This window comes from Pantoea sp., assembly GCF_039594315.1.
In the GTDB taxonomy this organism is placed as follows: Bacteria; Pseudomonadota; Gammaproteobacteria; order Enterobacterales; family Enterobacteriaceae; genus Pantoea.
The window spans coordinates 1-13,179 of record NZ_JBCNNP010000023.1 but is presented as its reverse complement, the minus strand read 5'-3'; the positions used below and the strand labels follow the sequence as shown (position 1 = coordinate 13,179).

Sequence of the window (13,179 nt, the reverse complement as noted above, 5' to 3'; positions counted from 1 at the left end):
GGATTATCGAGGACATCATGAGCAAAAAAATTCAGGGCGTATTAACCGCTATCGTCACCACCTTTGATCGCGACGGTGCGTTCAATCCGGCGACACAACGCGAGCAGATCAAGCGTCAGCTGGCGGCGGGCAACGGCATATTCTGCGGCGGCACCAACGGTGAATTCTTCGTGCTGAACGAGCAGGAGAAACTGGCGGTGACGGAAACCTGCGTCGATGAAGTGAACGGCAGTGCACCGGTTGTCGCGCACATTGGTGAGATTTCCACGCGTGAAACCATTCGCCTGGGTCAGCAAGTGGCGAAACTCGGGGTGGATGCGGTTTCGGTGATCACGCCCTATTTCGTGCCACTCAAGCAGGAAGAGTTGATTGCGCACTATCGCGCGGTGGCCGATGCCATCGACGTACCGCTGTTCCTCTACAACATTCCGGCGCGTACCGGCAACACGCTGCAACCGGAAACCGTGCGCACGCTGGCGTCACATCCGAACATCATTGGCATCAAAGACAGCGCGGGCAGCTATGAAAGCCTGAGCGGTTTTCTCAAAGCTGCCGCAGGCATGGAAAACTTCAACGTGCTGACCGGACCCGATTCGCTGATTCACCAAGGGTTTGTTGAAGGTTGCAGCGCCTGCATTTCCGGTCTCGCCAATGTGGCACCGAAAGAGATCAATGCCATTTGGGCACGTTTCCATGCGGGTGATATTGAAGGATCACGTCAAGCGCAGGAGAACATCACTGGCCTGCGTACCGATCTGTATAGCGTCGGTTTCCCGCCAGCGACGGTGAAGAAAGCCGTTTCACTGCTGGGTTCGGATGTCGGTAACAGCCGTTATGCGGTGAGTTTCTCGGCTGAAGAAGAGCAGAAAATCCGTCAGATTGTGAACCAGTATTTGCAGTAATCGCCTGTTGGGCAGCACATGCTGCCCTTTTAGACACTGGGATAAAAACGTTATGAAAGTCATCTGTACTTCACCGTCATTCGCTAAATACGACGCGGCTCCGATTGAGGTGCTGCAACAGCACGGTTTTGAGCTGATTACACTGCCGGCCGATGCACCGCTCAGCGCGCTGGAACCACATCTGGCGGATACCGTGGCGATGATCGTCGCCTTTACCGACGTCAACGAAGAACTGCTGAACAAAGCGCCACAGCTAAAAATCGTCTGCAAACATGGCGTGGGTGTCGACAACATCAATCTGGATGCCACACGTGCGCGCGGCATTTACGTCACCAACGTGCCGGATGCCAATAAACATGCGGTGGCGGATTTCGCTTTCGCTTTAATCCTCAATAGCGCGCGCCAAATCACTCAGGCCGTGATTGAAACCCGCGCCGGTAACTGGCCGCGTATTTTTGCCACCGATGTGTACGGCAAAACGCTGGGCATCATCGGCTTGGGCAACATCGGCAAGCAAGTGGCGTTGCGCGCTAAAGGCTTCAACATGCGCGTCATCGCCTTTGATTTCTATCCCGATGAAGCCTTTGCCGCCGAACACGGCATTGAGTTTGTCACGCTGGATCAACTGACTGAAAGCAGTGACTTCATCACCTTGCACAAACCGCTGACGGATAAAACCCGCAATCTGTTTGATGCTGCCCGTATCAAACAGATGAAGAAAAGCGCCTTCCTGATCAACGCCTCACGCGGCGGCATCGTCAACGAACAGGATCTGTATCAGGCGCTGCTGGATAACGTGATTGCCGGTGCAGCCGCCGATGTGTTTGAGCAAGAACCGCTGAATGAACATCCGCTGTTCACGCTGAGCAACTTTATTCCTACTTCACATATCGCTGGGTATACCGACGGCGCAATCAGCGCCATTGGCGAACGTTGCGTGACGCAAATTGTGCAGTGCATCAAGAAGAGCCAACGCCCGGTTAACGTCATGAACGGGCTGGAATAACCTGCCATCCCTACAAAATAGAAAGGTGAAAATAAAATTATGCAGAACACCTTACGCTCTACCCGTATCCGTTGGTGGATTGCTGGCCTGATGTGGCTGGCGATCGCCATTAACTACATTGACCGTACCGTACTGTCGGCGGCGGCACCGCATTTGATCAAAGAACTCGATATCAATCCGGAAATGATGGGCTTCATCATGGCGGCGTTCTTCTGGTCCTACGCGCTGTTGCAGATTCCCGCGGGCTGGTTTGCCGACCGCTTCGGCCAGAAAAAAGGCCTCGGCATTGCGGTCGGTTGGTGGTCCATCGCGACGATGGCGATGGGATTGGCGACCGGCTTTAAATCGCTGTTGGCGCTGCGTCTAGCGCTGGGCGTCGGCGAAGCGGCGGCCTATCCGAGCAACGCCGGTATCACTGCGCGCTGGTTCCCGGACCGCGAACGCGCCACGGTTTCTGGCCTGTTTGATAGCGCCTCCAAATTCGGCGGTGCGGTCGCCATGCCGCTGATCGTGTTTATGATCGCCATGTTTGACTGGCGTCTGACGTTCCTCGCGATCGGTGCGCTGGGGCTGTTCTGGGTGATTGCCTGGTACTTTATCTACGCGGAAAACCCAGAAGATCATAAATCGATCAGTACCGATGAAGTGCGCTTTATCCGTGACGGTCAGGCGCAGAAACATGGCGATAAAAGTGTGCGTCCGATGAAATGGTACAAGCTGCTGCGCTATCGCAACATCTGGGCGATGTGCATCGGTTTCTTCACCATCAACTACACCTCTTACTTCTTTATCACCTGGCTGCCGACCTATCTGGTGAAAGATAAAGGCATGGATTTCCTGAAAATGGGCATGGTGGCCGCGCTGCCGCTGATTTGTGGCATGGTGATTGAAGTGCTGGCCGGTTGGGCCTCGGATCGCATGGTGCATAACAAAGTGCTGTCGCTGACCGCCACGCGCAAACTGTTCCTGACCATCGGCTTGTTAATGGCGTTGTGCATCGGCTTTGCACCGTTCACCGATTCGGTGTTCATGACCGTCCTGCTGCTGTGTATCGCCAAATCCGGTACCACTGTGGCAGCATCGCAAGTGTGGGCGCTGCCCGGCGATGTGGCACCGCAAAACAGCGTATCGATTGTCGCTGGCCTGCAAAATACCGTGTCGAATATGGGGGGCGCAGTCGGTCCGATCATTACCGGCGCGATTGTCGGTGCCACCGGTCACTTTACCTGGGCGCTGGTGTTCTCGGCCGTATTGGTGGTGATTGGTATCCTTAACTATCTGTTCCTGATGGGCAAAGTAGAACCCATCGTCGATGAGGAACAGATGCAGCATACGCATTCCGTTGTAAGTCGCGCGTAAGCGTGAAATCCCGCCGCATCATTCCGATGCGGCGTTTCCCCTACAAAACATAAAAAACAATTGGAGGCGATTATGTCGCTGAATTCCAATGGATCACCTGCTGCAATTTCGGCAAGTAAAGCGAAAGGGAAATTTCGTTTCGTCATTCTTACGGTGCTGTCAGTCGGCATCGCCATTAACTATATCGATCGTGCCGCCATGAGTGTGGCGATGCCGTTTATGAGCCAGGAACTGCACTTCTCGCCCACTGACAGCGGCTTGCTGCTCTCGGCGTTCTTTTGGAGCTATGTACTGTTTCAGCTGCCCGGCGGCTGGTTGGTGGATAAGCTCGGCCCGCGCATCACCTTTGCGCTCAGTAGCCTTGGCTGGGGTTTAGCCACCGCAGCGTGCGGCCTTGCCAGCTCGATTGCCGCGCTGGTGGGCTTCCGTTTTGTGCTGGGCGCAGTAGAAGCGCCAAGCTATCCCGCCAGTTCTTCCACCGTAACGCGCTGGTTTCCGCGTCAGGAACGCAGCTTCGCCGCCGCGACCTTTAATAACGGCAGCAAAATCGGCGGCACGTTGGCGATCCCGATCATTTCTTTCTTGATTGCGTTAGTCGGCTGGCGCATGACTTTCGTGCTCTCCGGCGTGGTCGCGGTGGTGTGGGCGCTGGCTTGGTATCTGTGGTATCGCGATCCGCGTGAGCACAAAACCGTAACGCAGGAAGAAGTGGAATTTATCGAAGCCAATCAGGATCCGCAAACTGGCGAGCCGATGAGCGTGCGCCAGTTGCTGGGGCAACGTACCGTGCAGGCGATGATGGCCGGTTTCTTCTGCATCAACTTCGTTTCCTACTTCTTCTTCACCTGGTTCCCGACCTATTTGGTGGAAACGTTTCACCTCTCGCTGATGAAATTCGGCCTACTCGGCATGCTGCCGGGCATTGCGGCGATTGTTGGCGGCTGGTGTGGCGGATTGTTATCAGATTCCCTGGTGCGTCGCGGTTATTCACTGAGCGTGGCACGGAAGATCCCGCTGGTCGGCGGCATGCTCGGCAGCGCGACCATTGGTTTAGCCGCCTTTTCACCGACCGTTGGGCTGGCGTTAACCGCGCTGTGTTTTGCCAACTTCGCTGCTACCTTTGCTTCGGCAGCATTGTGGGCGCTGCCTTCCGATGTGGCACCGAATCGCGCTAACGTCGCCACCATCGGCGGTATACAGAACATGGCGGCGAATCTCGCCGGTATCATTTCACCGATTTTGATTGGCGTGCTGATGCAGTTCACCCATTCATTCGTGATTCCGTTGGAAATCGCGGGCGTGATTGGCGTGGTCGGCGCACTGATTTACGCCTTCTGGTTGCCACGCGTGCAGCCGATGGGCGCAGAGAGTAACGCCGCGCTGGAAGGCACCTTAAGGAGAGAAGTATGAATACGCGCTGGAAAAAGCGACCTGAACAATCAACGTGGGGCGATTTTGGCCCGGACGATCAGTTAGGTCGGCTCAATCTGCTCACCGCCGCTAAAGTGCTGGAAGGCATCAAAGAAGTGAAAAGTGGCGAAACCTTTTGCCTGAGTTTGCCGCTGGATTTGCCCGGCGGCACGGCGATGAATCCACGTCGTCCGCCGCCGCAGCTAAATGCCACGCGGCGCGGCGAGCACGCCAATATGACCTATCCGCTGTCGCGTGATAATCCTCTGCTGACGGATGTGATTTGCGACGATAGCGTCACGCTGGCGCTGCAATATTCAACGCAGTGGGACAGCCTGGCGCATATGGGACAATGGTTCGACGTCAACGATAACGGCGAGCCGGAAATGGTGTTTTATAACGGCTACAAAGCCAATGTGGATATCGTCGGCGAAACCGATTATCGCGGCGGCTGTGGCTGCGATCACGGCACGCATCTCGGCGCGAAAGCGTTGGGCATTGAGAATATGGCGGCGCACGGCATGCAGGGCCGCGCGGTGATGATTGATATCAAACGCCACTTTGGCAGCGAGCGCTTTGCTTTTGGCTACCAGCATCTGCAACAGATTTTGCGCGCCGACAACATCGAGGTGCGGCCTGGCGATTTCGTCTGCTTCCGCACCGGCATGGATGAAGCGATTCTGGCGATGAACGGCGAGCCGGATATGACGTTTTTGAACAGCCATTTTGCTGGTCTGGATGGCAGCGATTGCCAACTGCGCGACTGGATTGTGGAAAGTGGCGTGGTGGCGTTACTTGCTGATAATCCGGCGGTGGAGATATTACCGGCGCGTCCGCTTAACGATGATTTTTATCCGTCGCATCCGTTGCACGATCTGTGTCTGTTTAGGTTAGGCGTGTATTTGGGTGAGCTGATGTTGCTGAGTCCGCTGGCAGATTGGCTGGCGCAGCATCAGCGCCATGCTTTCCTGCTCACCGCGCCGCCGCTGCGTTTGCCGGGTGCGGTAGGATCGCCCGCAACGCCGGTGGCGACGGTTTAACCAACGCACAAATGTGTAGCGGCGCGATTTGTCGCGTTCAGTTGATGTTAAAAGGTCAACACAACGCAATGAATTGCGCCGCTACGGATAATGCAAATCTTTATTTACCGGCGAGGAATTGGCGATAGGCGGCAATCACCGCGAGGAAATCGTCGACACCGCAAAACGACAAGCTCTCTTCATCGTAGTAAGTCATGCCCTCTTCGATACCGTCATCTTCCAACGCCAGTTGATTGGCGCGGATCATCACCTCTTCTTCATCCATCCACAGCGTGTATTCATGCCCAACACGCTGCCACTGATTAATGGTGCCTTTCACCTGCTGCGCGGCGGCTTCCACCTCATCCAGCAGGGCCAGATTATCGGCCACTTCTTCGTTGAACCAGTGCCCCACCGCTTCGTGGTCCATCGACATACGCACTTTGACCTGACCGGTCAAATCACGCAAAAATTCATACTCCATGAGTTTGCCTCTTACTGATAACGCGCCGTTTGGCAGCGTCTTCGTGCATTTTGTGCGCTGCACGCTGATTAAAGTGGGATCGCGCTCGCATTATGCCTGGAGATGCCTGCTGAAAAAAGCGCATAAAAAAAGGGACGATTCGCATCGCCCCTTTTTCTCATTCCTTGCGCCGGTTAAACAGCGGTCTGGAAGATCACCGTATCCGCTTTGTCAGTGTATTGTCCCAGCTGATCAAAGTTGAGGTAACGGTAAGTGTCTGCCGCAGTCTTATCAACCTGCAACATGAACTGCTGATACTCGTCCGGCGTTGGCAGTTTGCCCAACAGCGATGCCACCGCTGCCAGCTCTGCTGATGCCAGGAAGACGTTCGCGCCGGTACCGAGACGGTTCGGGAAGTTACGGGTTGAGGTAGAAACTACCGTCGCGCCGTCGGCCACACGCGCCTGGTTACCCATGCACAGTGAACAGCCCGGAATCTCGATACGCGCACCGCTCTTACCAAAGACGCTGTAATAGCCCTCTTCGGTCAACTGTGCGGCGTCCATTTTGGTTGGTGGCGCAACCCACAAGCGGGTTGGCAACTGACCTTTATGCGCATCCAGCAGTTTACCGGCTGCACGGAAGTGACCGATGTTGGTCATGCACGAACCGATGAACACTTCGTCGATCTTCTCGCCCTGCACGTCAGACAACCAACGCGCGTCGTCGGGATCGTTCGGTGCACAAAGAATTGGCTCTTTGATTTCTGCCAGATCGATATCGATCACCGCAGCGTATTCCGCGTCCGCATCGCCTTCCAGCAGTTGCGGATCGGCCAGCCATTTTTCCATGCCCTGAATACGACGTTCCAGCGTACGACGATCGCCGTAGCCTTCCGAGATCATCCACTTCAGCAGCACGATGTTCGAGTTGAGATACTCGATGATCGGCTCTTTATCCAGCTTGATGGTACAACCGGCAGCAGAACGCTCAGCAGAAGCATCGGTCAGTTCGAACGCCTGCTCAACTTTCAGTTTCGGCAGACCTTCAATTTCCAGCACGCGGCCAGAGAAGATGTTTTTCTTACCTTTCTTCTCAACGGTCAGCAGGCCAGCTTTGATGGCGTACAGTGGAATCGCGTGCACCAAATCGCGCAGCGTGATGCCCGGTTGCATTTCGCCTTTGAAGCGCACCAGCACTGATTCCGGCATATCCAGCGGCATAACGCCAGTCGCAGCAGCAAAGGCGACCAGACCAGAACCCGCCGGGAACGAAATACCGATTGGGAAACGGGTGTGCGAGTCACCGCCAGTACCCACGGTATCCGGCAGCAGCATGCGGTTCAGCCAGCTGTGAATAACGCCATCGCCCGGACGCAGCGAAACGCCGCCACGGTTCATGATGAAGTCTGGCAGCGTGTGATGGGTGGTCACGTCAACCGGCTTAGGATACGCCGCGGTGTGGCAGAATGACTGCATCACCAGATCGGCCGAGAAGCCAAGGCACGCCAGATCTTTCAGTTCATCACGGGTCATTGGACCGGTGGTGTCCTGAGAACCGACCGAGGTCATTTTCGGTTCGCAGTAAGCGCCCGGACGGACACCTTCTACGCCGCACGCGCGGCCAACCATTTTCTGCGCCAGTGAATAACCACGGCTGCTGGCTGCCACGTCTTTGGCTTGCACGAACACATCGCTGTGCGGCAGGCCCAGCGACTCGCGCGCTTTGGTGGTCAAGCCACGGCCGATGATCAGTGGAATACGACCGCCCGCACGTACTTCATCCAACAGCACGTCGGTTTTCAGTTCGAAGGTCGCCAGCACTTCATCGGTTTCGTGATTGCGCACTTCACCTTTGTACGGGTAAACGTCGATCACATCGCCCATGTTCAGACGATCAACATCCAGCTCGATTGGCAGTGCGCCAGCATCTTCCATGGTGTTGAAGAAGATCGGGGCAATTTTACCGCCCAGGCACAGACCCCCGCCCTTTTTATTCGGCACGTACGGAATGTCATCGCCCATAAACCACAGCACCGAGTTGGTGGCAGATTTACGTGAAGAACCGGTTCCGACTACGTCACCGACGTAAGTCAGCGGGAAGCCTTTTTGTTGCAGTGCTTCGATCTGTTTGATCGGGCCAATGTTACCAGCATCGTCGGGTTCGATGCCTTCACGGGCGTTTTTCAGCATTGCCAACGCGTGCAGTGGAATATCCGGACGTGACCATGCATCCGGCGCCGGAGAGAGGTCGTCGGTGTTGGTTTCGCCGGTCACTTTGAACACGGTGGTAGTGATTTTTTCAGCCAGTTTTGGACGCTTCAGGAACCATTCGGCATCGGCCCAGGACTGGATGATTTTTTTCGCGTGTGGGTTACCCGCTTTTGATTTCTCTTCGACATCGTAGAAGTTATCGAACATCAGCAGCGTGTGAGACAGGGCTTCAGCGGCAATCGGGGCTAAGGCTTCATCATCAAGCGCTTCAATCAACGCGTGGATGTTATAACCGCCCTGCATGGTGCCCAGTAGCTCAACGGCTTTTTCGCGAGTAACCAGAGGAGAGTGGGCTTCGCCCTTAGTGACAGCTGCCAGGAAACCGGCTTTAACGTACGCCGCTTCATCAACACCTGGTGGAACACGATTGACCAACAGGTCGGTAAGGAATTCTTCTTCACCCGCTGGCGGGTTTTTTAGCAGTTCAACCAGCGCGGCCATCTGGGAAGCATCTAACGGCTTAGGTACGATTCCCTGGGCAGCACGCTCGGCAACGTGCTTACGGTATTCTTCTAGCACGACGTTCTCCTCGCTCTCATTGTATAGCTTTCCGGTACACCCCTTGATGCTGTCAAACAGTAGGGTGAGGTGCCCGGTTCCGCGTGGGGCAGCATAGCAGCATTTCGGCTGATTGTTAATCTGTTTACAAAAAAGCAACATCCGCGCGATTTTTAGCAGCTTTCACTGGCTTATGAACTGCGTCACATAAAAAAGCAGGCCGATTCAGCCTGCTTGTTGCATGAGCGAGGTGAAAATCTTTAACGATCGACCAGCACAAACTCGCTGTCGTTATAGCGTTCGCCGTGAATATTTTGTGCGCTGAATAGCGTATCTAGCGTCGCAACATCGGCTGCACGTAATGCCAATTCAGCCGCCGCGCAGTTCTGTTCCAGATGCGCAATCTTGCTGGCGCCAGGGATTGGCACAATAAACTGCCCTTTCGCCAGCACCCACGCTAAAGCTAGCTGCGCGGCGGTGGCGTCATAACCTGTAGCCATCTCAGTAAGCTGATTCACTAACTTCTGGTTATGCGCCTGCGCATCTTGCTGGAAGCGTGGCAGATAACGGCGGAAATCATCGTCAGCTAACGTGGCGGCAGCCGGGAATTTGCCGGTTAAGAAGCCGCGCCCTAACGGGCTGTAAGGTACAAAGCCCACGTTCAGTTCACGGCAGGTTGCCAGAATCTCCTGCTCAGGATCGCGTGACCACAATGAGTATTCGCTTTGTAACGCTGAAATCGGGTGAACTGCATGTGCCCGGCGCAACGTGGCCGCAGAGACTTCAGACAAGCCGAGATACTTCACCTTCCCTTCGCGCACCAAATCGGCCATTACGCCGACCACCTCTTCGATCGGCACCACCGGATCGAGACGATGCTGATACAGCAGCTCAATGGTCTCAACGCCAAGGCGCTGGAGCGATCCTTCCACCGCGCGGCGAATATGCGCCGGGTCGCTGTTTACGCCGGTAATGCGCTCCCACTCTTCGCCGTGATCGGTAATACGAAAGCCAAACTTGGTCGCCACCTTGATATCGCGGCGCCCTTTTATCGCTTTTGCCAATAAGCTCTCGTTGGTGAAAGGGCCATAGACTTCAGCGGTATCGAGAAAATTCACCCCGATATCGAATGCGCGCGCCAGCGTTTCCAGCGCCTGCTTTTCATCATTTTGCCCATAGGCAAAGCTCATGCCCATGCAGCCTAATCCCAGCGCCGAAACCTGTAGTCCCTGATTGCCTAATTGACGTTGTTGCACTGTTTTATCCTCTTCGCTGTTGGTGTTAATGTTATAAACCTCATCAATAACCGCAACAATTGAGGCATTCTTGCCGATTTAGTGAGTAAAACTCAGTAATGAACAAATACCGTGCATCCATGCAGGAACTGGAAATGTTTGCCGCCATCGCGCAGCACTTGAGCTTTCGCAAAGCGGCGGAGGAGCGCAATGTCACGCCTTCAAGCCTAAGCCACGCCATGCGCCATTTCGAAGCACGACTAGGCGTGCGATTGCTCAATCGCACCACGCGCAAGGTGGCGTTGACCGAAGCGGGCGAGCGCTTTTTGCAACGCATTCAACCGGCACTGGCGGACTTGTCGCAAGCGGTGGATGAACTCAATGATTGGCGCAGCGATCCGCGTGGCGTATTGCGCATCAGCATGCCGCGTTCGGCCGAAGCGTTATTCTTCGATTCGCTGATCCTGCCGTTTTTGCAGCGCTATCCTGAGATCACACTGGAGCTCGATAGCAACGATTCACTGCTGGATATTGTTGAGGCTGGCTATGATGCCGGTGTGCGCTACGGCGATGTGCTGGCGCAGGATATGGTGGCAGTACCGTTTGGTGCACCGATGCGCGCGCTGGCAGTGGCAAGCCCAGCGTTTATTGCGCAGCATGGCGTACCAACCGCTCCCGCCGAACTGCTGCAATTTCCCTGCATTGAACGACGCTTTCCCAGCGGACGCCGTTATCGCTGGGAGTTTTGGCAACAGGGCCGCAAGCAGGAAGTGGCGGTAAAAGGCGCGCTGGTGTTGGATAACAACGAACGCATATTACAAGCGGCGTTAGCAGGCGTGGGAATTGCGTTTTTACATCAAGGTACAGTGGAAGATGTTTTAGCTCGCGGGGAATTAGTGGAGATCCTGGCGGAATATACCCAAGTAGAAGAAGGATTCTGGTTTTATTATCCGAGCAGGAAATATCTTTCCGCGCCATTACGGCATTTTATTGATTGGCTTAAGGAAACCAAAAATTAATTAACCCTCCTTTTTAAAAGAAGAACTAAAACAAACCAATCGCAGAATCATTAAATTTTAAATAATTATAAAATTAAGATGAAATAAAGGAATTAAAGCGTAGACTGCCTGCGGGCGCTTGAGGCAACTTGCTTCAAGTTTAAAGAATTGAGGTAGGTTGTGGAGAGTGAACCCGTGAAGCTATATCTAATCAACTTCACGGGCAAGCGACCTACCCTACCACGTGAGAAATGTTAGGGTAGCCGCTTGCTCGTGCTAACGCAAGGAGTAAGTAACTATGAAGTCAATATTCAGCAAGCTGATTATCAGCGGGCTCATTCTATTAGGTTTGTGTCTGGTTAATCGCAGTTCATTATGTGAATTACGTTTTCGGATACTCACTGCTGAATTATCGGCTGTAATGGCTTACGAAGTCCGACAGTAAACTTCATTAGCGGGAGTTCGCTCCCGCTATTCCGGCATGACTCACTAAGTAGCTCACGCGCCTTTTTTACTTGTTTATTTAAATAGAAGCCGTAATAAAAAACGGCTCCTTTAAGGAGCCGTTAATTGTATTCAACACGAAAGCTTATTTCTTTTTCGCTTTCGCGTTTGGCAGGTCAGTAATGCTACCTTCGAACACTTCCGCCGCCAGACCAACTGATTCATGCAGCGTTGGGTGCGCGTGAATGGTCAGTGCGATATCTTCGGCATCGCAGCCCATTTCAATCGCCAGACCAATTTCACCCAGCAGCTCGCCGCCGTTGGTGCCGACAATCGCACCACCGATAACACGGTGAGTCTCTTTGTCGAAGATCAGTTTGGTCATACCGTCTGCACAATCAGAAGCGATAGCACGGCCTGAAGCTGCCCACGGGAAGGTGGAAACTTCGTAGCTGATGCCTTTCTCTTTGGCTTCTTTTTCAGTCAGACCAACCCAGGCAACTTCTGGCTCGGTGTAAGCAATCGATGGGATCACTTTCGGGTCGAAGTAGTGCTTCAGACCAGAGATCACTTCCGCCGCTACGTGGCCTTCGTGCACGCCTTTGTGCGCCAGCATTGGCTGACCCACGATGTCACCGATAGCATAGATGTGCGGTACGTTGGTGCGCATTTGCTTGTCGACACGGATGAAGCCGCGATCGTCCACTTCCACGCCCGCTTTACCAGCATCCAAACCTTTACCGTTTGGTACGCGACCAATGGCGACCAGCACCGCGTCGTAACGCTGAGCTTCAGCCGGTGCTTTTTTGCCTTCCATGGATACGTAGATACCATCGTCTTTCGCTTCAACAGCGGTAACTTTGGTTTCCAGCATCAGGTTGAATTTCTTGCTGATACGCTTGGTGAAGACTTTCACCACATCTTTGTCAGCTGCTGGGATTACCTGGTCAAACATCTCAACCACGTCAATCTCTGAACCCAGCGCTTTATATACGGTCGCCATTTCCAGACCGATGATACCGCCGCCCATAACCAGCAGACGCTTAGGCACTTCTTTCAGTTCCAGCGCATCGGTAGAGTCCCACACGCGTGGATCGTTGTGTGGAATGAATGGCAGTTCAATTGGACGAGAACCGGCTGCGATAATCGCGTTATCGAAGTTGATGGTGGTCGCGCCGCCTTCACCTTCAACCACCAGCGTGTTAGCACCGGTGAATTTGCCGAGGCCAGTCACAACTTTCACTTTACGACCTTTCGCCATACCTGCGAGGCCGCCAGTGAGTTGCGTAACCACTTTCTCTTTCCAGCTACGAATCTTGTTGATGTCAGTTTGCGGCTGGCCAAACACGATGCCGTGCTCTTCCAGGGCTTTTGCTTCGTCGATGACTTTCGCGACGTGCAGCAGCGCTTTTGACGGGATACAGCCTACGTTCAGACAAACACCACCGAGGGTGCTGTAACGCTCAACGATTACGGTTTCCAGACCTAAATCAGCGCAACGGAAGGCTGCAGAGTAACCTGCAGGACCTGCCCCAAGTACCACGACTTGAGTTTTAATCTCTGTACTCATCA

General features: G+C 54.2%; 10 protein-coding genes. 6 read left to right on the top strand and 4 right to left on the bottom strand.

What is annotated here, in order from left to right; translation table 11 throughout:
* Positions 1-17: 17 nt before the first annotated feature.
* The 5 genes from ABDW13_RS14275 to ABDW13_RS14255 all read left to right on the top strand — a co-directional run bounded on the left by ABDW13_RS14275 (position 18) and on the right by ABDW13_RS14255 (position 5,717).
* Positions 18-902: a dihydrodipicolinate synthase family protein gene (locus ABDW13_RS14275; protein WP_343553224.1), complete on the top strand. Its 885-nt coding sequence runs from the start codon at positions 18-20 to the stop codon at positions 900-902.
* 52 nt (positions 903-954) lie between these two features.
* Positions 955-1,908 (top strand): phosphoglycerate dehydrogenase, encoded by a 954-nt coding sequence (locus ABDW13_RS14270; protein ID WP_343553223.1) that lies wholly within the window; start codon positions 955-957, stop codon positions 1,906-1,908.
* Between the two features lie 39 nt (positions 1,909-1,947).
* The gene (locus ABDW13_RS14265) at positions 1,948-3,267 is read left to right on the top strand and encodes an MFS transporter (protein ID WP_343553222.1); all 1,320 of its coding nucleotides are present in this window, start codon (positions 1,948-1,950) and stop codon (positions 3,265-3,267) included.
* A 72-nt stretch (positions 3,268-3,339) separates the two neighbouring features.
* Positions 3,340-4,677 carry an MFS transporter gene (locus tag ABDW13_RS14260; protein ID WP_343553221.1) on the top strand — a complete coding sequence of 446 codons (1,338 nt, stop codon included), beginning with the start codon at positions 3,340-3,342 and terminating at the stop codon, positions 4,675-4,677.
* Positions 4,674-5,717: a cyclase family protein gene (locus tag ABDW13_RS14255; RefSeq protein ID WP_343553220.1), complete on the top strand. Its 1,044-nt coding sequence runs from the start codon at positions 4,674-4,676 to the stop codon at positions 5,715-5,717. Before ABDW13_RS14260 ends, ABDW13_RS14255 begins: the two co-directional genes overlap by 4 nt.
* 100 nt (positions 5,718-5,817) lie before the next feature.
* Here the strand turns inward: ABDW13_RS14255 and yacL are convergent, their stop codons facing one another.
* From yacL to ABDW13_RS14240, 3 genes are all read right to left on the bottom strand, one after another.
* Entirely contained in the window at positions 5,818-6,180 is a 363-nt protein-coding gene (gene yacL / locus ABDW13_RS14250; RefSeq protein WP_343553219.1) for a protein YacL, read from the bottom strand.
* A gap of 173 nt (positions 6,181-6,353) precedes the next feature.
* Positions 6,354-8,951 (bottom strand): bifunctional aconitate hydratase 2/2-methylisocitrate dehydratase, encoded by a 2,598-nt coding sequence (gene acnB, locus ABDW13_RS14245; RefSeq protein ID WP_343553218.1) that lies wholly within the window; start codon positions 8,949-8,951, stop codon positions 6,354-6,356.
* A 239-nt stretch (positions 8,952-9,190) separates the two neighbouring features.
* Positions 9,191-10,186, bottom strand: coding sequence for an aldo/keto reductase (locus tag ABDW13_RS14240; protein ID WP_343553217.1), 996 nt, complete (start codon positions 10,184-10,186; stop codon positions 9,191-9,193).
* Positions 10,187-10,284: 98 nt separating this feature from the next.
* Here ABDW13_RS14240 and ABDW13_RS14235 point away from each other — a divergent pair, with 98 nt between their 5' ends.
* Positions 10,285-11,184, top strand: a complete 900-nt coding sequence (locus tag ABDW13_RS14235) for a LysR family transcriptional regulator (protein WP_343553216.1) — start codon at positions 10,285-10,287, stop codon at positions 11,182-11,184.
* Between the two features lie 568 nt (positions 11,185-11,752).
* Here the strand turns inward: ABDW13_RS14235 and lpdA are convergent.
* The gene (gene lpdA / locus ABDW13_RS14230) at positions 11,753-13,177 is read right to left on the bottom strand and encodes a dihydrolipoyl dehydrogenase (RefSeq protein WP_343553215.1); all 1,425 of its coding nucleotides are present in this window, start codon (positions 13,175-13,177) and stop codon (positions 11,753-11,755) included.
* Between the last annotated feature and the right edge of the window lie 2 nt (positions 13,178-13,179).

Excerpts from the sequence above, each read along its gene's own strand:
- ABDW13_RS14265 (WP_343553222.1), top strand. The coding sequence starts at position 1,948 with ATGCAGAACACCTTACGCTCTACCCGTATCCGTTGGTGGATTGCTGGC.
- lpdA (WP_343553215.1), bottom strand. The coding sequence starts at position 13,177 with ATGAGTACAGAGATTAAAACTCAAGTCGTGGTACTTGGGGCAGGTCCT.
- ABDW13_RS14270 (WP_343553223.1), top strand. The coding sequence starts at position 955 with ATGAAAGTCATCTGTACTTCACCGTCATTCGCTAAATACGACGCGGCT.
- ABDW13_RS14235 (WP_343553216.1), top strand. The coding sequence starts at position 10,285 with ATGAACAAATACCGTGCATCCATGCAGGAACTGGAAATGTTTGCCGCC.
- ABDW13_RS14255 (WP_343553220.1), top strand. The coding sequence starts at position 4,674 with ATGAATACGCGCTGGAAAAAGCGACCTGAACAATCAACGTGGGGCGAT.
- ABDW13_RS14260 (WP_343553221.1), top strand. The coding sequence starts at position 3,340 with ATGTCGCTGAATTCCAATGGATCACCTGCTGCAATTTCGGCAAGTAAA.
- ABDW13_RS14275 (WP_343553224.1), top strand. The coding sequence starts at position 18 with ATGAGCAAAAAAATTCAGGGCGTATTAACCGCTATCGTCACCACCTTT.
- yacL (WP_343553219.1), bottom strand. The coding sequence starts at position 6,180 with ATGGAGTATGAATTTTTGCGTGATTTGACCGGTCAGGTCAAAGTGCGT.